This is a genomic window from Mycobacterium sp. SM1, from assembly GCF_018361265.1.
GTDB lineage: Bacteria > Actinomycetota > Actinomycetes > Mycobacteriales > Mycobacteriaceae > Mycobacterium.
Genome location: NZ_JAFLNH010000004.1, coordinates 112,861 through 133,946, shown reverse-complemented (window position 1 = coordinate 133,946; position 21,086 = coordinate 112,861). Strand labels below are relative to the sequence as shown.

At 65.7% G+C, this 21,086-nt stretch carries 20 protein-coding genes, 2 pseudogenes and 1 other annotated feature; of the genes and pseudogenes, 11 read left to right on the top strand and 11 right to left on the bottom strand.

Going from position 1 to position 21,086, the window contains the following annotated elements:
* Nucleotides 1–52: 52 nt before the first annotated feature.
* Entirely contained in the window at nt 53–574 is a 522-nt protein-coding gene (gene recX, locus MSM1_RS17080; RefSeq protein ID WP_213444767.1) for a recombination regulator RecX, read from the bottom strand.
* Nucleotides 540–2,891, bottom strand: coding sequence for an intein-containing recombinase RecA (recA, locus tag MSM1_RS17075; RefSeq protein WP_213444765.1), 2,352 nt, complete (start codon nt 2,889–2,891; stop codon nt 540–542). The genes recX and recA overlap by 35 nt, the downstream gene beginning before the upstream one ends.
* 437 nt (nt 2,892–3,328) lie before the next feature.
* On the opposite strand from recA, the gene MSM1_RS17070 reads away from it, so the two are divergent.
* Nucleotides 3,329–3,841, top strand: coding sequence for an AmiS/UreI family transporter (locus tag MSM1_RS17070; RefSeq protein ID WP_213444763.1), 513 nt, complete (start codon nt 3,329–3,331; stop codon nt 3,839–3,841).
* Nucleotides 3,842–4,011: 170 nt separating this feature from the next.
* Here MSM1_RS17070 and MSM1_RS17065 read toward each other — a convergent pair whose 3' ends face one another.
* Nucleotides 4,012–4,215, bottom strand: coding sequence for a DUF3046 domain-containing protein (locus MSM1_RS17065; RefSeq protein WP_236056839.1), 204 nt, complete (start codon nt 4,213–4,215; stop codon nt 4,012–4,014).
* 16 nt (nt 4,216–4,231) lie between these two features.
* Nucleotides 4,232–5,398: a glycosyltransferase gene (locus tag MSM1_RS17060; protein WP_213444759.1), complete on the bottom strand. Its 1,167-nt coding sequence runs from the start codon at nt 5,396–5,398 to the stop codon at nt 4,232–4,234.
* A gap of 212 nt (nt 5,399–5,610) precedes the next feature.
* Here MSM1_RS17060 and MSM1_RS17055 point away from each other — a divergent pair, with 212 nt between their 5' ends.
* Nucleotides 5,611–6,156: a transposase gene (locus tag MSM1_RS17055; RefSeq protein ID WP_213444757.1), complete on the top strand. Its 546-nt coding sequence runs from the start codon at nt 5,611–5,613 to the stop codon at nt 6,154–6,156.
* Between the two features lie 75 nt (nt 6,157–6,231).
* Nucleotides 6,232–6,657: a limonene-1,2-epoxide hydrolase family protein gene (locus MSM1_RS17050; protein ID WP_213444755.1), complete on the top strand. Its 426-nt coding sequence runs from the start codon at nt 6,232–6,234 to the stop codon at nt 6,655–6,657.
* Between the two features lie 118 nt (nt 6,658–6,775).
* Here the strand turns inward: MSM1_RS17050 and pspA are convergent, their stop codons facing one another.
* The 3 genes from pspA to pgsA form a co-directional block, all read right to left on the bottom strand.
* Complete coding sequence (pspA, locus tag MSM1_RS17045; RefSeq protein ID WP_213444753.1) at nt 6,776–7,627, bottom strand: phage shock protein PspA; 852 nt, start codon at nt 7,625–7,627, stop codon at nt 6,776–6,778.
* Nucleotides 7,628–7,785: 158 nt separating this feature from the next.
* Entirely contained in the window at nt 7,786–8,112 is a 327-nt protein-coding gene (clgR, locus tag MSM1_RS17040; protein WP_213444751.1) for a transcriptional regulator ClgR, read from the bottom strand.
* Between the two features lie 201 nt (nt 8,113–8,313).
* Nucleotides 8,314–8,904: a CDP-diacylglycerol--glycerol-3-phosphate 3-phosphatidyltransferase gene (pgsA, locus tag MSM1_RS17035; RefSeq protein ID WP_213444749.1), complete on the bottom strand. Its 591-nt coding sequence runs from the start codon at nt 8,902–8,904 to the stop codon at nt 8,314–8,316.
* 58 nt (nt 8,905–8,962) lie between these two features.
* On the opposite strand from pgsA, the gene MSM1_RS17030 reads away from it, so the two are divergent.
* Entirely contained in the window at nt 8,963–9,472 is a 510-nt protein-coding gene (locus MSM1_RS17030; protein ID WP_213444747.1) for an amino-acid N-acetyltransferase, read from the top strand.
* 81 nt (nt 9,473–9,553) lie between these two features.
* On the opposite strand, the gene MSM1_RS17025 is transcribed toward MSM1_RS17030, so the two are convergent.
* The 3 genes from MSM1_RS17025 to MSM1_RS17015 all read right to left on the bottom strand — a co-directional run bounded on the left by MSM1_RS17025 (nt 9,554) and on the right by MSM1_RS17015 (nt 13,963).
* The gene (locus tag MSM1_RS17025) at nt 9,554–10,435 is read right to left on the bottom strand and encodes an oxidoreductase (RefSeq protein ID WP_213444745.1); all 882 of its coding nucleotides are present in this window, start codon (nt 10,433–10,435) and stop codon (nt 9,554–9,556) included.
* Nucleotides 10,436–10,545: 110 nt separating this feature from the next.
* Nucleotides 10,546–11,919 (bottom strand): group II intron reverse transcriptase/maturase, encoded by a 1,374-nt coding sequence (gene ltrA, locus MSM1_RS17020; protein WP_213444743.1) that lies wholly within the window; start codon nt 11,917–11,919, stop codon nt 10,546–10,548.
* Between the two features lie 643 nt (nt 11,920–12,562).
* Nucleotides 12,563–13,963, bottom strand: a complete 1,401-nt coding sequence (locus tag MSM1_RS17015; protein ID WP_213445661.1) for an IS110 family transposase — start codon at nt 13,961–13,963, stop codon at nt 12,563–12,565.
* Between the two features lie 464 nt (nt 13,964–14,427).
* Here MSM1_RS17015 and MSM1_RS17010 point away from each other — a divergent pair.
* The 7 genes and pseudogenes from MSM1_RS17010 to MSM1_RS16980 form a co-directional block, all read left to right on the top strand.
* Nucleotides 14,428–15,698, top strand: a protein-coding gene (locus MSM1_RS17010) for an IS3 family transposase (protein ID WP_213444741.1) whose coding sequence is annotated in 2 segments (ribosomal slippage) — nt 14,428–14,701 and nt 14,701–15,698 — 1,272 coding nt in all. Because the reading frame shifts where the segments join, the coding sequence is not laid out codon by codon here.
* Nucleotides 14,697–14,828 (top strand) — a sequence feature (AL1L pseudoknot). (Overlaps the previous gene by 132 nt.)
* Before the next feature lie 429 nt (nt 15,699–16,127).
* Nucleotides 16,128–16,676 (top strand): hypothetical protein, encoded by a 549-nt coding sequence (locus tag MSM1_RS17005; RefSeq protein WP_213444739.1) that lies wholly within the window; start codon nt 16,128–16,130, stop codon nt 16,674–16,676.
* A pseudogene (locus tag MSM1_RS23045) lies at nt 16,677–16,781 on the top strand (hypothetical protein); the annotation flags it as partial.
* Nucleotides 16,782–16,785: 4 nt separating this feature from the next.
* Nucleotides 16,786–17,172: a recombinase family protein gene (locus tag MSM1_RS22080; protein WP_236056385.1), complete on the top strand. Its 387-nt coding sequence runs from the start codon at nt 16,786–16,788 to the stop codon at nt 17,170–17,172.
* Nucleotides 17,173–17,315: 143 nt separating this feature from the next.
* Entirely contained in the window at nt 17,316–18,059 is a 744-nt protein-coding gene (locus tag MSM1_RS16990) for a hypothetical protein (RefSeq protein WP_213444737.1), read from the top strand.
* Between the two features lie 382 nt (nt 18,060–18,441).
* Nucleotides 18,442–19,011 (top strand): hypothetical protein, encoded by a 570-nt coding sequence (locus tag MSM1_RS16985; protein WP_213444735.1) that lies wholly within the window; start codon nt 18,442–18,444, stop codon nt 19,009–19,011.
* 177 nt (nt 19,012–19,188) lie between these two features.
* Nucleotides 19,189–20,217, top strand: a pseudogene (locus MSM1_RS16980) (retinol dehydrogenase); the annotation flags it as partial.
* A gap of 34 nt (nt 20,218–20,251) precedes the next feature.
* On the opposite strand, the gene MSM1_RS16975 reads toward MSM1_RS16980, so the two are convergent.
* Nucleotides 20,252–20,578, bottom strand: coding sequence for a hypothetical protein (locus MSM1_RS16975; RefSeq protein ID WP_213444734.1), 327 nt, complete (start codon nt 20,576–20,578; stop codon nt 20,252–20,254).
* Nucleotides 20,579–21,086: the final 508 nt, after the last annotated feature.

The following is a 21,086-nucleotide window of genomic DNA, read 5'->3' as shown; positions in this document are numbered from 1 at the left end:
ACCCAGGCCAGTCGTCCTCGCCTTGGCGGCGGCCGGTGCGGCCGCCGCCGAGCTACACCCGGCGACGGTCGCGTTCGGCGGCCAGCTCGGTGCTTACTACCTCGTAGGCCATCGCCCGGTCGTAGCCGCGGCGGGCCAACATCGCCACCAGCCGGCGACACACCTTCGCATCATCGTCGGTGAGGGTCTCCCGTCTTAGCCGGGCCCGCACCGCGCGCTCGGCCCGGTCCCGCTCGACGCCCGCGTCGATATCGTCCAGCGCCGCGTCGATGAGATCCTCGTCGATACCCTTGGCCTGCAGCTCGGCGGCCAGTGCGCGCTTGCTTTTTCCCGCGTTGGCCCGCCTGAAACGCACCCACCGTTCGGCGAAGTCTGCGTCATCGACCAGCCCGACCGCGGCCAGTCGATCTAACACCCGCTCGCTGATGTCGTCGGGGTATCCGCGTTTCGCCAGCTGCCCGGATAATTCGGCCCGGGTTCGTGACCGCACGGTGAGCAGGCGCAGGCATAACGCCCGCGCCCGCTCCTCGCGAGACGGGTCAGAAATCGACGGGTGCGGGTAAGACGTCGTCATCGGTCACCACCGCGCCAATGCCGAGCTTTTCTTTGATCTTCTTCTCGATCTCGTTGGCGACGTCGGCGTTTTCCCGCAGGAAGTTACGCGCATTCTCCTTGCCCTGACCGAGTTGCTCGCCCTCGTAGGTGAACCAGGAACCGGACTTGCGAATGAAGCCCTGGTCCACGCCCATGTCGATCAGCGAGCCCTCCCTGCTGATGCCCTTGCCGTAGAGGATGTCGAATTCGGCCTGCTTGAATGGTGGCGCACAGTTATGCACGACAACCCCGTCCACGATGAGGTTGTGCAGCTCCTCGACCTCGAGGTCGAACGTCCGCATCCGCCGCGCCGGCAGTACTTCTCGAATCACCGAGTACCGCAGTTCTTCCGCCAGCACATCACGCAGAAACGTGTCATCCAGGGCATCCGCAAGCGCCTGCACACGATCCCTGCGCAGCCGGCCGACACCTCCTAAGACCCGCCGCATTCCGCCACCAGCGCTCCCGGCGCCCGCGCCGATGATCGCCGCCGCCTGCCGTACGCCCACGCCGCGCTCATGAAGGTAGTTCAGCACGGCGTCGGTCACCTCCGCGGACAGGTATGTCACCGGCGATCCACACCGCCTTCCCCGCATGGCCTGTGAAACCGCCTGGACAAGGGCGCTACCGCGGGGCCCCCACATAGGAACTGATTGCGCGAATGCCCTCACGTTCTCCATACCCGCGATCCGGACCATCCACACCCGGCGGCCCTGGATCTGTCGGCCGATGATGGTACTCGGCGATTTTCGGGCCGGATCGTAATCGCGGACGATGCTCACGATTCCGAATCTCAGCAGCAGCCAATGAATCTGGTGGGCAAGCTGTTCAGAGGTCGTGGCGTATCCGGCTCGTGGCGCTCCGGTCGGTTCCCGGCCTATCCAGCCACCGCCCTCGAACAGGCCGAACAGTAAATTGCCGACGATATCGGCAGCGGTGTCGGGCTCGAAAATCCAGTTAGGAATCGTCTTCTCCCACGTGGGCTTTTCGTAGATACCGGCCCGCTGGCACAGGTCTAGCACACCGTCGTGCTCGCCGGGCCGACGCGTGAGCGCAAGGGAGCCGCGCCCCTGCGGATGGGCCGCGCAACCGAGCGCCGTAGCGATTCGTGCCACGTCATCACTGAGTGCCTGGTCAACATTGATGAAGTGCACTGGGGGCGTACCACTCGCGTAGGAGTCCGCGATCAGATAGCCGAGCAACCGCGCTTGAGCCAGCGAAATGGGCGCATGGCCACCGAATCCGCCGAAGGACCGCGGTTGCGCCACCCGGTCTCCCCTGCGGAGTTCCCCGGCCTGGCGCCAGCCGTATTCCGTCAGCACTTTGTGATCGGGTGTTGCCCAAACGGTTGCGCCACCGGCGATGCGCAACCCGATCACATCCTGCGTTCCCTGGTCGAACCAGGACACCACGGGTCGTGCCTGCAGCGTGCCATCTTTGGCCGCGGCCACGACATGGATGCGCTTCCGCCCGTTGACGACATCCTCAATACGATGTGTCGTGCCGGTCAGCGGATCGAAGATCCGAGTACCCTCTGCGAGGCACTTGTTCTTGACGACTTTGGCCCGGGTGCGGTTACCGACCGCCTCGGTGCCGTCCTTGAGCGTCTCGATTCTCCTGACGTCCAGTCTCACCGACGCATAGAATTTCAAAGCCTTTCCGCCAGTAGTGGTTTCGGGACTTCCGAATAACACGCCGACCTTCTCGCGCAACTGGTTGATGAAGATCGCCGTTGTTCCTGAATTATTCAGCGCGCCAGCCATTTTCCGCATCGCCTGGCTCATCAGCCGGGCCTGCAGGCCGACGTGGCTGTCACCCATCTCGCCCTCGATCTCCGCCCGCGGCACCAACGCGGCCACCGAGTCGACCACCAAGATGTCCAGCGCACCGGACCGCACCAGCATGTCGGCGATCTCCAGCGCCTGCTCACCGGTGTCGGGTTGACTGACCAGCAGCGAATCGGTATCCACACCGAGCTTCTTGGCGTACTCCGGGTCCAGCGCATGTTCGGCATCGATGAACGCCGCAATGCCACCGGCGGCCTGGGCGTTGGCCACCGCGTGCAGGGCGACGGTGGTCTTCCCCGAGGACTCCGGCCCATAGATCTCCACGATCCGTCCACGGGGCAGGCCACCGATGCCCAGGGCCGCGTCCAGTGCGATGGACCCAGTCGGTATCACCGAGATCGGCTGACGCACCTCGTCGCCGAGGCGCATCACCGACCCTTTGCCGTAGCTCTTCTCGATCTGGGCCACCGCCAGCTCGAGCGCCTTCTCACGATCGGGGGCTTGCGTCATAGTGGTGTCTCCTGTGGTTGGTGTTCGGTCGACCGGTGTCGATCGGTTGGCCGTGACCCTAGAGGCAGCCGCCGACAAGTAGCCTGGCCAGCATCTTTACCGTCGAACCCCTATCACATTAGCGAACGTGTGTTCGATGGCAAGTAGGCGCGCCGTGCGACGGTCGAGATCCGGAAAATCACGGTCAGGGTCCCCGGCGGCACCGCGGGACGCTGCGATGCGACGTGGTGCGGAACTCCTGCGCCGGCTGCTGCCCGGCCGCTTTGCCGAAAACCGCCGCCAGCTGGACGGCAAATGCGGCTAGCAAATGCGATCGAATGATCACCTCACTGCGAACTTCCGCAAACTTTCCTGGAAAATCGGCGCTCAGCCTAAGATGAGGCGCGAAGATATTTTCGGATATTGGGAGGTCCGTATTGAACGGCAGTTTCTTAGGGGTGGATTACCTGTTTATCGGAATGATCCTGATTGTGAATGCGGCATGGTTGCGGGGTAAAGCAGACGCGTATGATGCAGGAATTTTCAATTTATTTGTCGGTGTTCTGGCAACAGGAACAGCGCTATATTTCGGACTCGTCGAACATAACTACCCGCTCGCGGCCGGTGGGGTGCTGTTCGGTGTGACCTATTTATGGACCGGCTGGAACGCCGTGAGGGGAGCAACCGACCAGAGGGCGCTGGGGATCTACTGCGCGTTGGTCGCGTTTGTTACGGTCCCGTACGCCATAAAAGCCCTGCTGGGTGGCGATCTGGGCTGGGCATTCGAGTGGATTAGCTACGGGACATTGTGGTACCTGTTTTACCAACTCCACGCCGTCAAGCCTCCCTGGATATTGAAGCCCACGATAGCGATGACGTATTTCGTAGGAATAGAAGTTGCGATAACCGGCTGGCTCTATCTTTACGGGTACTGGCCTTTTGGAAATTGGTGGCCAGTGGTTCACAAGTAGCCTCTCACCTAGGCCGGCATCGCGTCATCGTCGCCACACATCCATTGACCATTGACTTGCTCCCGGTCCGCGAATCCGCACGCCAGGGAGGCGGGTGGCTGGCCGGAAACCCCTGCGGGCAGGTGAGGCCGCGATAGCGGGGCCGGCACGCCCACCGGCTCACCGCGCCGTCACCATTGATCGCGGGGGACGTCGAAGTCGACGCACAGCGCCCGCCATACGTCACGCGGGTCCACGCCGTCCTCGATCGCCTCAGCGGCCGTGCGGCCGCCGAAGCCGCTCAGCACGTGATCGAGCAACACCGATGCCCCGTACGCCGCACCGAACCGCAAGGTGACCCGTTCGTGAAACTCCGTCAGGCGCACGTCATTCAACCTACAGCGATTCAACCTACCGCGCCGACGCCAACGCGTCGTGGCACACCTGCACCGCATCGGCGACGGTGGTGATGCTGGCGGCCGCCGCCCGCGCGGCCTGGCGATAGCGGGGCGACGACAGCACCTCGCCGACCGCCGCGGCCAGCGCGTCAGCGGTTAACGGCCGAATCAGCCGCCCGGCGCCCTGGCGGGCCACCCGGCTGGCGATCTCCCATTGATCCCCACCGCCGGGAACCACGACCAGCGGAACCCCGGCGAGCAGCGACTTGGTCACCATCCCGTGCCCGCCGCCGCAGATCACCACATCGGCATGGCGCAGCAGCTCGTCCTGGCGCCCCAGCCCGGCCACCGCCCACCGCGGCAACGTCAGCTCCCCCCCGCTCAACCGCGACACCACCAGCCGCGACCCCGGTGGCAGGCTTCGTCCCGGGATGAGGCACTGCAGCGAAACTTCGGCCAACCCGGCGGTCCCGGTGGCCGCCGTGGACGGGGCGACCACCACAACCGGCCCGCGGCCGGGTGGGATCGGCAGCAGCCGGTCGGTCGGTTCGTAGTGCAGCGGGCCTACCACGACCGCCTCCGGTGGCCAGTCCGGGCGCGGAATCTCCAGCGCCGGCAGGGTGGCGATCAGCCGGCGCAGCGGGCCGGGGTCACGCGCTGGCAGGCCGATTTCAGCCCGCGCCACTTCTCGCTGGCGCAAACCCTGACGCCAGGATCGTGCGGACAGCGTTCGCATCATGGCGTCACGCACCCGGCCCGCAACCCCTTTACCGGGCGCCAATCCGCTGCCCAGCGGGGGCAACCCTTTCGAGGGCAGGTACAGCGGGTGCGGGTTGAGCTCGACCCACGGGATCCCCAGTAACTCGGCGGCCATGCCCCCACTTGCGGTAATCACGTCAGACACCACCAAATCGGGCGCCAGGGCATCTAACCGGGACACGTTGAGCACGGCCATCCGCGCCGCCCGCCGATGGATTCGGTATCCGGCGTCACGGTCCTCCTCGGTGGGCTCGAGCCCGTCCAGTTCTACGGCCGCGATACCGGCGGCGTGGGCGGCATCGAACCAGTTCGCCCCGGTGAGCAGGGTGGGGGTGTCGCCCGCCACCGCGAAGCGTTGGCACAAGGCGATAGCGGGAAGCGCGTGGCCGGGATCCGGCCCGGCAACCACGGCGACACGCACGGCCCTTACCCTTCCACAGCGCCAGGCCCGCGGCGCTCACCAGCACCGCGAACCGGGCGCAGCGGGTCACCACCGCTCGCCACTTCGCCCCGAAAAAGGCTGCCGGGATTGTGGCCTTGACCTGCAGGTATGTTGGCGCGCCTTCCGCCTGAACTGGGCGAATGACGGGATAATCGTCGAAATCGCTTGAGGTGTAATCGAATCCAGGCCTCATGTTGGTGACCACGAACCCGCAGCAGACACTCTGGGAGACGATCCTGCCGCCGGGAGACCAGGCTCTGCCCAAGGAGCTGGCAGCGGTGCACGAGCCGCTGGACGACCCGGCGTTCTTCGCGCCTTACCGAGTCCACTTCTGCCCGCTGCTTGGAGGTCCGTCGATCCCGATCAAGACCTATCCGCGGATGATGTTCCTCAAGCACCGCTACCGGCTGGGGCGAGAGACGTTGTGCCGGGAGGTCGCTGATTGGATCTCCTGGTCGCGGTTGTGCCGGATCGCGCTGGGCACGACGGTGCCGCACCCGTGCGCGCTGGGCACGATCACCGCCCGCTGCGGGCCCGAGATGATCGAGGCGCTGAACTGGGCGCTGCTGGTCAAAGCCGCCGCGGAGCAGGTGGTGACGCTGGACAAGGTGCGCGCTGACACCACGGCGGTGAAGGCCATCCCAGCCCGATCCGGCGCGCCTCCACCGGCCTCCATCACGCAAGAGACCGGAACGGAGCCGGAAAAGCGCTGGAAGAGCGGGGAAACAGGACCATGACCGGGATTCGGCCGCGTCGAGCCCGGACGAGCACCCAGGACCTTTTTCGGGGCGAAGTAGCTACGCTATAACCCCATGACCGAGTCGATCGCTGCAGAGAATACCCGCACCGTCGAAGCGCTGCTACGAGCACTGGCCGCCGGGGATCTCGAGACGGTCGATGCGGTATTGGCCGATGATTTGGTCTACCAGAACGTCGGCTTGCCCACCATCTACGGTCGCAGCAAAGCGATGCGGCTGTTTCGCTGGATGCAGGGACGCATCGGGTTCGAGGCCAAGATCCACCGCATCGCTGCCGACGGTTCGGCGGTACTCACCGAACGCACCGACGCGCTGATCATCGGCCCGCTGCGGCTGCAGCTCTGGGTCTGTGGCGTCTTCGAGATCCAGGACGGGCGGATCACCTTGTGGCGCGACTACTTTGACTTCTTGGCGATGCTCAGGGCGACAGTACGCGGTCTGGCCGCGATGATGGTGCCGTCGCTCAAGGCGAGCTTCTGACTCCGGCGTACTAGGCGGGCCGCCAACCGATTATCTCAGTGACCTCATTGACGGTCCGGCCCCGCTGCGCCAGTGGGCGCCACCGCCCGGCACCCCCAGCCTGCCACCCGGCCGCGGGTCACATCTGACCATCCGCCGACTGCTGACCGGGAGGTGTCTCGGTCGTCGCGGCGACGGTGGTCTCGGTGCTTGCCGGAGTGGCCGGGATTGCCGCGGGCCCCTCTGCCTGCCTGCCCGCCGGCAAGGCCTCACCACGCATAGACGCGCGGATCTGCTCCAGCCGGGCGTGCCCGGCCATCTGCACGGTGGCCTGCTCGACCTCGAGCATGCGGCCTTGCACCGAGTTCTGCGCGAGTTCGGCCGCGCCGATCGCGTTGGCGTAACGACGTTCGATCTTCTCGCGCACCTCGTCCAGCGTCGGCGTGGTCCCCGGGGCGGCGAGCTCGCTCATCGAGCGTAGCGAGGCGCTCACCTGTTCCTGCATCTTCGCCTGCTCGAGCTGGCTCAGCAGCTTGGTGCGCTCGGCGATCTTCTGCTGCAACACCATCGCGTTTTGCTCGACGGCCTTTTTGGCCTGGGCGGCCGCGCTCAGAGCCTGATCATGCAACGCCTTGAGGTCCTGGACGCTTTGCTCGGCGGTCACCAGCTGGGCGGCGAAGGCCTCGGCCGCGTTGTTGTATTCGGTGGCCTTGGCGGTGTCTCCGGCGGCGGCGGCCTGATCGGCTAATGTCACCGCCTGGCGCACGTTGACCTGCAGCTTTTCCACGTCTGCCAGCTGCCGGTTCAGCCGCATCTCCAGCTGCCGCTGGTTGCCGATGACTTGGGCCGCCTGCTGTGTTAGCGCCTGATGCTGACGCTGCGCTTCCTCTATGGCCTGCTGGATTTGCACCTTGGGGTCTGCGTGCTCGTCGATCTTCGCGCTGAACAGTGCCATGAGGTACTTCCAGGCTTTGACGAACGGATTGGCCATCAGTTAGCTCCGCCTTCGTTTCTGTCCGGATCCTCCCGATCTGTCCGGATCGCCGCTTGACTACTCGCTTGACTACTGCGCCCGCCTCGGCGCCTAATGTATCGGTTCTGCGTGGGCCGCCACACCCGCGTTGCGCATATGCCCACGCGGCGCCGGCCTCAAGCTACCGCCAACGGCGACACCGGCGGAATGACAACCTTGGTGCTCTCGTCGATGTGGGCGGCGGCGGCCTCGGTGGGAGCCGCCCGCTCCTGACGTGCCATCTGCTCACCGACATCGATGAGCACTTCCGACAACGGCAGCTCCAGCGCGTCACAGATCGCGTTCAGCAACTCGCTCGAGGCCTCTTTTCGGCCGCGTTCGACCTCGGAAAGATACCCCAGGCTTACCCGCGCGGAATCCGACACCTCACGCAGCGTCCGGCCTTGCGAAATCCGGGTGCGGCGCAGCACGCCGCCGATGAGTTCGCGCAATAGGGACGCCATTGTGCTTCCCTTCGTCCTGTCCAGCCTGATCAGCAGCGGTCGTAGAGATAAACCGTAAGATTAACGCCGGCGGCGGTGGTGTAGGTTCCCCCGATCCGGCTGCCGTCGGCTCACACCCCCGCCGCACCGGGGGCAACGGTCAACGGCGCCCAGACACCAGCCGCCAGTCCCGCATCGCAACGCTCCAGCGATCGTTGCAGATCAGCGGATCGTCCCGCGGACCTCCTTGGCAGCTGATGCGACATAGTCGATGCCGGTGAGCACGGTCAGCACCACCGCCGCAGCCATCACCACTCCCGCCGCCACCAGCCAAGATCCCGACAGCGGCAACACGAACAGCCCGATCGCCACCGCCTGGACGAAGGTCTTGAGTTTGCCGCCCCAACTGGCGGGGATGACACCGCGGCGCAGGACAGCGAAGCGCAAGACGGTAACACCGAGCTCGCGGACCAAGATCAGTATCGTCACCCACCACGGCAGATCACGGAGCATCGACAGCCCGATCAGCGCCGCACCGATGAGAGCCTTGTCGGCGATCGGATCGGCTAACGCACCCAGTTCGGTCACCATGCCGTAGTTACGGGCCAGCGCGCCGTCGAACCGATCGGTGATGACAGCGACCGCAAAGATCACGAAAGCCGCTGTACGACTGTCGGTTTCGTGTCCACCCCCGGCGAACAGCGCAATCAGGAACATCGGGACGAGCGCCAGCCGCAAGCCGGTAAGCACATTGGCGAAGTTGGTGATGCGGGTGCGCTTTACCAGTGGACCGGTTTGCGGCTGCCCCGACACCGCCTCAGAATAACGGGTGCTCGGTTGGCGGGGTACCGCATGCCGATACTGTGCACCCGTGAATCTCCAGGGCTACCGGCCACTGGTGCGGCGCGCGCGAACCTCCGACGTCCCGGCGATCAAGCGACTCGTGGACATTTACGCGGGGAAAATCTTGCTGGAAAAAAACCTGGTGACACTCTACGAGGCCGTCCAGGAATTCTGGGTGGCCGAGCACCGCGGCGACGTGGTCGGGTGCGGGGCACTGCATGTGTTGTGGTCTGATCTCGGCGAAGTGCGTACCGTCGCGGTCGACCCCACCATGACCGGTCGCGGTATCGGTCATGCGATCGTCGACCGGCTCATCGAGGTCGCCCGCGACCTGCAGCTGCGGCGCCTGTTCGTGCTGACCTTCGAGACCGAGTTCTTCGCCAAACACGGGTTCACCGAGATCGAGGGCACGCCGGTCACCGCCGAGGTGTACGAGGAGATGCGCCGCTCGTATGATCTCGGCGTCGCCGAGTTTCTGGATTTGAGCTACGTCAAACCGAACACGTTGGGCAACTCACGGATGCTGTTGATCCTCTGATTGGGTGTGGCGGGCGGCATGGCCGCCGCCCGGCAGCGCGTCAGCTGATCGGAGAGCCGAACCACAAGCTGATCTGATCGATCAGAGCGGAAATGCGGTGCCGGTGAGCTTTTCGGACAGCTCCCACAGTGCGGCGGCGGTGGTGGCCCGTCGGGCCGGCCAGCTGCGCCAGGTTGGCCGGGTGCGCCCGTACAGGCCGAATCGCGGGCCGACAAACGTGTTGCCCGGTAGCTCCTGCGATACCGCGTACAGCGTTTGCCGGGCGCCGAAGTCGGCATCGGTGGACACCACGCGGGTGAGGGCCAGTATCAGCGCGTCGCCCAACTTGCGGCCGGAGTGGCCTTGCAGGTTGGTGTGCGAATAGCCCGGATGAGCGGCCAGCGCGCGCAGCGGCGAGCCGACGGCGTCCAGGCGTCGCTGAAGTTCGCTGGTAAACAGCAGATTGGCGAGCTTGGATTGGCCGTAGGCCAGCCAAGCCGAATACGGCCGCGATTGCCAGTTCAGGTCTTTGAGGCTGATGTAGCCAATGGCGTGCAGCAGCGAGGACACGGTGACCACCCGGTCGGTGATGCGGGGCAGCAGCAGGTTGGTCAATGCGAAATGGCCCAGGTGATTAGTGGCGATCTGGGCCTCGAAGCCATCGACGGTGAGCGCGTATTTGGTGGCCATGATGCCGGCGTTGTTCACCAGGACGTCGACGGTATCTATCCCGTCGGCGAAGCGCCGCACCGAGGAGAGGTCCTGCAGGTCGAGCTGGCGCACCTCGACCGGGCCGGTTGCGGGCCCCCGCATGCGCTCGGCGGCGGCTTCGCCTTTGTCGGTGTTACGCACCGCCAGGATGACACGGGCGCCGACGCGGGCCAGCTCACAAGCGGTCACCTCGCCCAGCCCGCTGCTCGCGCCCGTGACGATGACGCTGCGTCCGGTGAACGAGGGTAGCTCTGCCGCGGTCCACCCAGCCATTGGTAGTCAGGGGCGCAGTACCTGCAATGCAGGCCTGTTTCCCCATCCCCCTTTCCATCCGTGCGTGCGGTTTTCCCGCGCACGGCTGACCGATGATCTTCTGGACATGGTTACGCAGCCTTCGGGTAGCGGATGGTGCCTCGCAAGCGGTGCAGGCCGTGCCCGTTAAACCACTCCTCGGTCCACTGATCGACTTGCCCGGCACGCAGGTTGCGGCCACGCTTCTTCACCATCAGGCGAAACAGGCGCCGTACCACGTACCAGTCGATCTGGCGGAACTTGTCGGCGGCGTTGCCGGTGCGAAAGTAGTTGCCCCACCCGCGCAGGATCGGGTTCAAATCCGCGATCACATCGCGGATGTCCATCCCGACCCGGTTGCGTCCGGTACGGTCACGAACCTTGGCCCGTAATCGGGCCATGGCCCGCTGTGAGGGCCAGCGGTGCAGGTAGTAGCGGATGACCCGCTTCTGCTCCCATAACCGCCCCGACATGCGAGCCCGGAAGTGACAGCCCAGAAAATCCAGGCCCTCCCGGCCCTCCCGCAGGTCGACCACCTTCGTCTTGTCCGGATGCAGCCGCAACCCCAACGACGCCAGGATTTCTCCCACCGCCGCCAAGGCGTGCTCGGCTTGTGCCGCGCTACGGCACAGCACCACACCGTCATCGGCGTAGCGCACCAACTCACCCACCCCACGGCGGGACAGTTCGGTGTCAAGCACGTGCAAGTAGATGTTGGCCAACAGCGGCGAGATCACCCCGCCCTGCGGTGTGCCCGCGACCGTCCGCTCCAGCACACCTTCGACCATCACCCCTGCTTGCAGCCACAAGCGCAGCAGTTTGAGCACCCGCCGATCCGAGACCCGCCTACCGACCTCGGCCAGTAGCCGGACGTGGTCGATCTCGCCGAAGAAATTGGCGATATCAAACTCGGCCACGAACTGGTAGCCCTCGATGAACCCGGTCCGCAAGCGTTCCTTGGCCATCGTCGCCGACCGTTTCGGCCGAAACCCATACGAGCACGACACAAAGTCCGCCTCGAAAATCGGTTCCAGCACGATCTTGGCCGCCGCCTGAGCCACCCGGTCTCGCACCGTGGGAATCCCCAACGGCCGCTTACCGCCCTGTGGTTTCGGAATCTCCACCCGACGCGCCGGCGCCGGACGGTAACGACCCGAGCGAAGGTCACGACGCAACTCACGCAACATGCGGTCCACGCCATAGTCCTCCACCGCGGCCAGGGTGATCCGATCCACCCCGGCCGCACCCTTGTTCTTGCACACGCGAAACCACGCCTCCCACAGGACGTCACCCCTGCAGATACGGTCAAACAGGGCGTGGAAACGCCGACCTAAAGACTGCTTGGCCGCAGCCCATAGCGCCCGTTGCAGTTGTTGCACTTTCACCGGCGAGACCACCAACGGCTCTTCGACGGCTACGGCAGACCGCGGTCTGCCGGGGTAGTTGGACCGAGCAAACCCGGTCATGCCCTCACGCTTACCCGCTTCACACGCGTGATCAAAGCAGGGGCCCTTCCCTCCCGGCGTGTCTCTCACGCCGATCAGCGGTACTACGACCCCCTCGGACTCCCGCTGCCCTCCAAGTGATTTCACCATCGGCTTATACCCTTGGTCTTTGCCCGACACAGGCTGGGCAGACGGGCCTCTCCTGTTCCCGACTGAACTATGCGCACGTGCCGCTCCCCGTACCCCGGAAGGACCCGCCGAGCTGACCCCGGACCAGGGCTCGACAGACATGGGCCTTCGCCGTGACATGAGCGGCTCGGCTCCTCCGTTGTGACTTTGACGAGGCTGCAGGACTCGCGTCGGATGACACTACGGCCCGCACACTTGCTCCCTCCAAAGAGGCTTTTGACACCCCCCTTAGCCCGCCGCCTCTCGACGACGAACCGGGGCCTGCTACCCGGCGCTCCGGTGCCTACCGGGGCGGGACTCTCACCCGCTAGTCCAGTCCAACTTGCAGGACGCAACATGGCACTCACCCTAATCCGGTCCGGGGGGACGTTCTGGCGACCGGGATGACCCTGCCGCGCACGCCGGACGGGTTTGGAACTGCTAGCGGTTTTGTTGGCCGGTAGTGGTCATTCGGGTTTTGAGTTCCTAACTGAAGTCAAGCCACTTGGGGGTTCGTAGGCTTGCGTTTAGCGGGCTGGGATGTTAGAGCGCGTGGCGACTCCTGTGACTCCTGGCCCGCCTTTTTGCGGCGCTGGCGCATGAGTTTGTGGCGGACGTGGTCGCGGCGGCGGGGATCGAGTTGGTAGCGCTCTTTGACGATGGCTCGGCCTTCCGATTCGGTGATCGCGGTGCCATCGACGTCGCGCAGTTGGTAGGGCTGCCCGTTGCGCATGCAGGTGGCGATGCGGGTGATCAGCATGGTGGCCAGGTGGCAGATCGCCGAGTCGTGGTGGCGGTCCCCGGCCATTAGACGGTGGTACTTCGCGGCAAATTGGGGATCGACTTTGCGCGCCTGATCGGCTGCGGTGTAAAGCATTTCGCGTAGCAGCGGGTCGCCGGCCTTGGTGATCGACGACTCGGTCTTGACCACCCCCGATTGGCTGACTTTCGGGAGCAGTCCGGTGTAGGCGCGGATCGCCGCGAGCGAGGTGAACCGGTGCGGATCACCGATCCGGCCGGCGATGACCGCGCTGATGGTGGCTCCGAGGCCGGGCGCGGACGCGACAATCCCCTGCGGGTCGGCCTCGGCGTAGAGGTTTGCGATCCGTTCGTCGATCTCTTTGATCTGACGGGTCAAAAACAGCGCTTGTTCGGCCTCGTGGGCGATGTCGGCGGCCAGTTCGGCGAAGTTCATCTCATCGGTGCCGTCGACATTCCACAGGGCGAGGGTTTCTTTGGCCGCGACGATCAGGCCGGCGGCATGCTCGTCACGCCAGGCGCCACGGGACCGCGTGGCGAGAAACCTGGCCAGCCTGGCCTGGCCGAGCCGGATCACTGCGTGGGGATTGGCGTAGTGCGCCAGAAACTGCAGCGCGGCGTTGCCGTAGTTCGACCCGAGCACCGCATACCAGGACGGTCCCAGCAGCTCGATGAGGGAGTCGAGGCGGGCATAGACCGCGGTGCGGCGCTTGACCATCGTGGAACGCTGCTTGGTGAGCCGCCGCAACGGATCAGCTGGGCCTTGCCCGGTGTAGGGACGCAATCCTTCAGGGTGCAGCAGCGCCAGCCGGGCCAACAGCTCTGAGTCGATCCGGTCGTTCTTGGCGTGCTTGGAGTAGTACTTGCCCAGGTCCGCTGACTGAGTCGTCGGCACCATCACCACCTTCGCGCCGCGCCGGCGAAACCACTCCGCCACCACAATCCAGGCGTTTCTGGTGGGCTCGAGCACCACCGTCAGCTCGCCTGGATCCTCGGCACCCACATCGGCCCACACCCGCTCCAGCTCGTCGGGGCGGGTCAAGAACTTACGGCCCCGCCACACCGTCTTGCCGTCACGGGCCAGCGTCGCCTGATGCGCCGCCCGGACCGCGACGTCGATCCCCAACGTCAATGCCACTGAAAAACCCTCCTGCCACAAGCTCTTCCAGATCACCAGGTGACTGAGCGCCACGGCCACGGTCCAGACATTCTCTAAGCAGGAGTCCACACCACGGGCTGGCTCCAAGTTCCCGAACAACAACACCGCACGACCAGACACCAAAGTCCACGGGAGGCCGCTCAAATCTCAGGGATCACCAGGTGTCCCAGTCGGACCCTCGGACCTGCCCGTGGACTCACACCGAGGCTAAATGTCGGACCTGTTTGAGATTATGTGTGCGTGTTCCGCGTGGCGGCTTGTTTAGTGCTGGTTTGTTAGCCATTGTTGGCCGCAGTATTCGTGGTTAGTGCGTGGGGGTGAGGCTGGGTGAGTCGGTCGAGGTCGAAGTAGGCGCGGGCGCAGAATCCCAATCAGGAGTTGACGGTGGAGGCTGAACCGTCCCCGGTTTTATGCGCACTTCCTTTGTTGGGAAGGATGGCGCGATGCCGAGCAAGTACGACGAGAACACCAAGGCCAGGGCCGTGCGGTTGGTGCGCGAACACCGCGACGACTACGACTCAGAGTGGGCGGCGCTCAAGGCGATCTCCGGCCGGCTGGGGATGCATACCGAGACGCTACGCAAGTGGGTGCGTCAAGCCGAGATCGACGCCGGTGAAGCAGCGGGGATGTCCAGCGAGGAGAGCCGGGAGCTGCGTGAGCTGCGTAAGAAGAACCGGGAGCTTGAGCAGACTATCGAAATACTCAAGGCCGCAACGAGTTTCTTCGCGCGGGAGTGCGACCCGCTACACCGCTGATCTGTGCGTTCATCGACGAACATCGTAAGGAATTCGGGGTCGTACCGATCTGCCGCGCCCTGGGTATCCAGGGCGTGGCGATCGCCCCGCGCACCTACTGGGCGCACCGCTCGTCGGCGCCGTCGAAACGGGCCCTGTGGGACACCACGATCACCGAGATCCTGGCCGGCTACTACGAGCCTGACGCCGACGGGAAACGCCCACCGGAGAGCCTCTACGGCAGCTTGAAGATGTGGGCGCATCTGCAGCGGCAGGGCATCCCGGTGGCCCGGCGCACGGTGGAACGGATCATGCGCCGCAACGGTTGGCGGGGTGTCACCCGTGCTCGCCGCCCGCCGCGTACCACCGAGCGCGACTCGGCCGCGGCCCGAGCGCCGGACCTGGTGGGCCGGCGGTGGCGCGTTGCCGCACCCAACCTGCTGGAGGTAGCTGACTTCACCTACGTCGCGCTCGACACCGGCGGGTTCGGCTACACCGCGTTCGTCGTCGACGCCTACGCCGGGCTGATCCCCGGCTGGGAGTGCTCGATGACCAAAGACACCGGCTTCGTCGAGCGCGCCCTGCGCCACGCCGCGGCGTTCCGCGCCCGTCAAGGCTATCCGTTCAACGACACGATCCATCATAGCGACGCCGGAAGCCAGTACACCGCAATACATTACGGTGAGACGCTGATGCTTGAGGGGCTGATACCGTCGATCGGTACCGTCGGCGACGCCCTGGACAACGCGCTCTGCGAAACCACGATCGGGCTCTACAAAACCGAGTGCGTGCGCCCAGGCTCCCCGTTTCGCACCGGCCCGATCCGCACCCTCTCCGACCTGGAGAACATGACCTCGGCGTGGGTCAGCTGGTACAACGACCGCAGGCTGATGCACCGCCTGGGCCGCATCCCGCCCGCGGAAGCCGAGGCCGAGCACTACGCTCGACTCCAGGCCGGAAAGCACACCGGTCACACGTAACCAGGTGTGCATGACACCGGGGATGCTTCAGGCTGTGGCGAAGCGCTTGGCGGTGGCAGTGGCGGATGTGCCTGATCTGGGCCGGCCGTGGACGGTTCGTGATGTTGTTAATGCGCGACGGGATCATCGGCAGTGGTTGTGTGCTGCTCGGGCGGCGTTGGCGGCGGTGCGGGCCGAAGAGGAACGGCAGCGTGCCGCGCGGTTAGAGGCGGTGCTCACGCGCCGCGCGACGGTGGGGTATCCGGCCATCACCGAGTCGGCGTCGGTATTCGCACGTGATTTCGCCAAGGTGAATCTGCTCAACTATCTGCGCGACGCACTAGACGCCGCTGCGGCCGATACCGAGGTGTGGGACTGCGGTTATGACGTGTCGACTCATGCCCGGCGGGCGGATGAGACGAACCGGGAGCGGGCCAAACGCGGGTCTCGTTGTCTGGGCGTAACGAACAGTGGTGCCGCGAGCACGGCGTCTATCGGGAGCCGGGGACGCTGGGCGATTTGTTCGATGCCCCGAATGGGAACACGAAAGCCACCTATGTGTCTGGTGCCGGCCTGGATGCCGAGACCTGGGCTGATGCCTGGCACGAGTATTGGGCATTAGAAAGCCTCGCGCATGGCTACGTCATCGCGGGGCTGGTGCTGGCAGGCGATGTTGAGGCCCTCGAGGTTATTGCTGGCGTGCCGGCGCGAGACGCTGGGCCCGATTATCGTGGTCGCACGTTCGATGGCGTCCCGGCTGAGGTCATGGCCTTGGCGTGCCAGGCGTTATATGAGTGGACCGAGATCGAGTGCCCAGTACTGGATCCGGAGAAGGTTGTCGACATGGGTGCCCCATTGTCGGCCTTGCCTGGCATGCTGCTGGCGGCTCGCCGCGACTGGTCTCGCGCCGAGCGGCTGGCGGTGGTGTTGGCCGGGCTGGGCCCCATCGACGACGAGAGCGGTGACGTGCACGCGCCTGTTGCGGGGTTGGTGGGCTGAGTGGCCAATCGGCGCCCGGATGATTACGTGTCGGCGACGTCGGCGGCGTTGCGATTGGGGGTGTCGACGCGGACGTTGCGCCGCTACACGCAAGAAGGCCGGCTGCCGGATGCGCGCGGCGCCGGTGGCCGGCGGATCTTCCGGATCGCCGATCTGGATGCGATCGGCCACCATCCGCCCGCTGATGGTGGGCGGATGGTGGGGTATGCGAGGGTGTCGTCGCGGCGCCAGCAGGGTCGAAGGCGATCTCGACCGGCAGGTGGCTGGGCTCAAGGAGTTCGGCGGGGCGGATCTGGTGGTGTTCACCGACGTCGCCTCGGGGCTGTCCGGCCGTCGGGCTGGGTTGGGTAAAGCGCTGGCCGAGTGCATGAAACCCGCGGTGACCGTGCCGCTGGTCGAGCACCCGGATCGGCTGGCAGGCTTCGGGGTCGGGGTGATCGAGCACTTGCTGGCCGGACACGGGGTGAGTGTGACTTACAGCGGCCTTGCCGTCTAGGACGATTCGGCGGAGTCAGCACTGGTGCGCGACATGATCGCGATCGTGACCAGCTTCGCTGGCCGCCTCTACGGGCAGCGATCAGCCAAAGCGAAGCGATTACGCGCAGTGGTGAGCGCCGAGGCCACTAGCGGTGATGCCGCATGACGGCCGACAAGCTGCGGGCCTGGCGTGAAGTCAAACCGGCGGCCGGACCGTCCGGGGTGGCGATTAGCACCCGATTGCGGATCACCGACGAGGACGAGCGCGTGCTCGACTTGGTTGCCGAGCATCTGGGCGCGCTGCGGCGCGCGGACTTGGCCTGGCGGTCGACACCGATAGGGCCTGTCTTTGATGCCGAGGCGCGGCGGCACGCCCGCAGGGATCGGCTTAACACCCGCAAGGCGGGGTTGACCGCCCAGTCTGCTGCCCGGCGGGCCAATGCGATCATCGCCGCTAACGACGACCGGTATCGGCTGGCCCGCGGCGCTCAGCGCCGCCATATTGTCGGTTTGCGGGCGGCGATCACGACGATCGAAAAACGGCTGGCCGCCCCCACCGGTGACACCCTGAGCGCCGAAGAACGTAAGGCGCGCAGCAAGACTCGACATCCGAAGGGCTACCCGACTCAGGCCGAGCGATTCCACAAGCAGCGCCGCCTGCAGCATCTAGGCGCCGAGCTCGCCCGCGTGCAGGCCGACCACGCCGCGGGTCGGGTCCATGTGGTTGACGGCGGTAAACGGCTCGCTAAAAAGCGCCACCGGCTCGACGATGCCGGGCTCACCGCCGATGCGTGGCGGCAGCATTGGCAGGCGGCGCGCTACCGGATCACCGCCAACGGCTCCCCGGGCGAACCGTTTGGGAACCTGACCATTACCGTCACCCCGGCCGGGCAGGTCAGCATTTGATTGCCTAAACCGTTGGAGAGCCTGGCCAACGCCGCCCGTGGCCGCTACGTGCTGTCAGCCCGCGCGGTGTTCGCGCACCGCGGCGACGAATGGGCCCACCGGATCACGGGCGGCAACTCGATTTCGTACACGATCACCCGCCGCCCGGGCCGGGCCGGGCGGTATCTGGCCGCTTGCTGGGCGATCCCCCGCGCGCCGTGCTGGGCCGGCCGGGCGGCCGGCGCCGCCGGCGACGATGTGTACGCCGAAGGCCCGGTGGTGAGCGTGGATCTCAACGACGGCCACCTGGCCGTGCGCCGCCTGGACACACGGCAACCCTGTTGGGGCCGCCAAGCGCATCGGCATCGACCTGTCGGGCCGCTCGACGCGCCGCGACGCCCACGTGCGCCACGCCATCACCAGGCTGCCGCACTACGCCCGCCGGCACGGCATCACGACGCTGGCGGTCGAAGACCTCGACTTCGCCGACGCGCGGGCCACCGGTCGGGAAACCATGGGCCGCGGCGCGGCCGGGAAACGGTTCCGTCGCGCCGTGATGTCTGGCATCCCCACCGCGGTGTTCCGCAACCGGCTCGCCAGCATGGCCGCCCGCGCCGGCATCCACCTGTTCGCGGTCAACCCCGCCTACAGCAGCATCTCGGGCGAGAAGCACTGGCGCCGCCCCTACCCCAACCTCACCCGACACCAGGCAGCAGCCACCGTGATCGGGCGTCGCGCCCAAGGCTTTAGGGCCCGGCGACGGAAAGGTGTGACACCGACGCGACCAGAGGAACACGCGGTGAGAGCTACCGACCAGGCCGAACCCAACAGCCACCAAGCGAACACCAGTAGCCGCCACCGGCCAGGGACACGGGGAACTAAATCCCGCGCACCCAACCGGGCAAGAACGCGACTACCGGGCCGGGCAACCGTTACCCCGGCAATGGCCAACAACGGCCAACTCCAGCTGTAGCGGTATCGTCTGGGTTAGCAGCCCACACGTGGTCACGGCCACCCGAGTCGGATCCAAGCGCCCCCAGCCGCCCGAGGAGGATTCAGGTGGGACGCGGCACTTCGCGAGCCGTCGCCGCAACCATCGCCGGTTGGCATGGCGGTGCGAATCCGGCGGCCATGCGCTGGTGACGTCCGGATGTATCTAGGCGTCATCGTCAATCCGCTCGCCCGCAAAAATCGTGTCGCGCCCGGCGATCACACCGCCCAGCTGCGGCACATTGTCGGCGCGTGGGGCGAGGTGCACGAAACGGCGTCCGTCACGGAGCTCCGCGGGATCCTGGCGCGGCTTTATCCGCGGGTCAGCCACCTCGTGGGCGACGGCGGTGACGGGGCGCTGCATTGGTTGCTCAACGAAATCCAGCAGTGCGTGACCGATCCGCGACGCTGGCCGACATTTGTGCCCACCAACGGCGGCAGTGTCAATGCTGTCGCGCGCAAGGCACGGGTCCGTGGCCGGGCCGATGCGATTCTGCGCGCACTGACGGCCGCCGCCGAGGCGGACCGGCCGCCGCCCGAAGTTTGCCTCGACACGTTGCAGCTCGACGGCGTCACCGATGACGGCACACCCTTTCACCGGCTGTGCTTCGGACTGGCCGCCGGAGGCGTTGGCAACCGGTTCTATGACGCGTACTACGACCATCCCGATCATGGCCGCATGGCCGTCGCCCGCGTGATCGCGCACACCGTCGGCGACTACCTCACCTCTAAGGTCGTTCCCGGGCGCTCGAGCAGGCCGAACTACGCGACCCGCCTGTTCGCACCCACCCGCGCGCGCGTCATCATCGATGGCCGGGAAGTTCCGACGCGCGCCCATCGCTTGCTGCACGCCGGCGCGATCGACCTCCGTATCGCCGGTCCGTTTCGGCTCTTCCCAAAGGCTGCCAAACCCGGTGCGCTGCATTTCCAAGCCGGAGAGCTCAGGCCCTCGAGCATCGTCGCCCAGCTCGCCGCGGCGCTTACCATCGGCACCGTCCGCGGTCCTTTGGTATGGGACGTCACCGGCGCGGAGATGATCATCGAGGCCGAGGAGCAGGCGCTTTCGCCGATCATCGACGGCGAGCGTTTCGCCGGTATCGCCAGGCTGGTGATTCGCGCCGGCCCGCCCATCCGCATCGCTCAGGTCCGGTCGTCGACCCGCGGGCCGAAACGCAGCCGGGTCATCGCGGCAGGCGTCAACCGCGGAGGCGCGGCGCGTAAGCTCACCGCCGTCCCGCCTGGATGGCCCGAGTGATCTGCGCGGAGAGCTTGGGGTCGGTCAGCAGTTGGTCGACGAGTGCGGCGAGGACCTCCTGTCCGGTGACGCGGGCGAGTCCGAGACGGTCGGCGGCTTCCCGCTGCCATATGTCGAGCGCGCGGTGCTGCGCGGGGGTGAGGTCGACCGTTCGCCGGGTTCGTGCGCTGCGTGTTCGCCCGATGGCGACCGGTTCGGTGGGCGCCGCCGCGACCGAGGGCGTCAGCCGTCCGGCGGGCGCGACGTAGCTGTGGGACCGTTCAGCGTGGGCTTTGACGCGATCGATGTCGCTCATCGCGGGGACCTCCTCCGAGTGACGCCTCACCAGACATATATCAGTACATCAGTACGTCAGTATAGGCGTACATGAGGAGCCTTGGCAATGCCGGAGTTGCCGCGAACCGGGTTCACCATGGCGGCGAGTCACACAGAAGCCGATGACGGCAACGCCGGCCCTCCTTCGGCTTCGGACCCGTTTCGGGAGTCATGACACCAGCTACTTGTTTAAGCCACTGGCACCGAACACGATTGCTACAGGTCATAGAACCTGAGAATATAAAAGCGCAATAAGGTTTATTGTATGTTTGCAGAACGAATCATAATACCTGTTTCTGATTCATGACTAGGGTCGGGATATCTGGGCGGCATCGGGTGGTGCTGAACTACTGTTATACGGACATCAGTAACGAATTATATCCGTATATCCGTAGCATATTCGCTGCTCACACATGTTTACTGAGGTACTGATCATCGGTTTTACGGAGATATGTGGCCAGATGCGCATGGCCTCGAACGATCCGGTC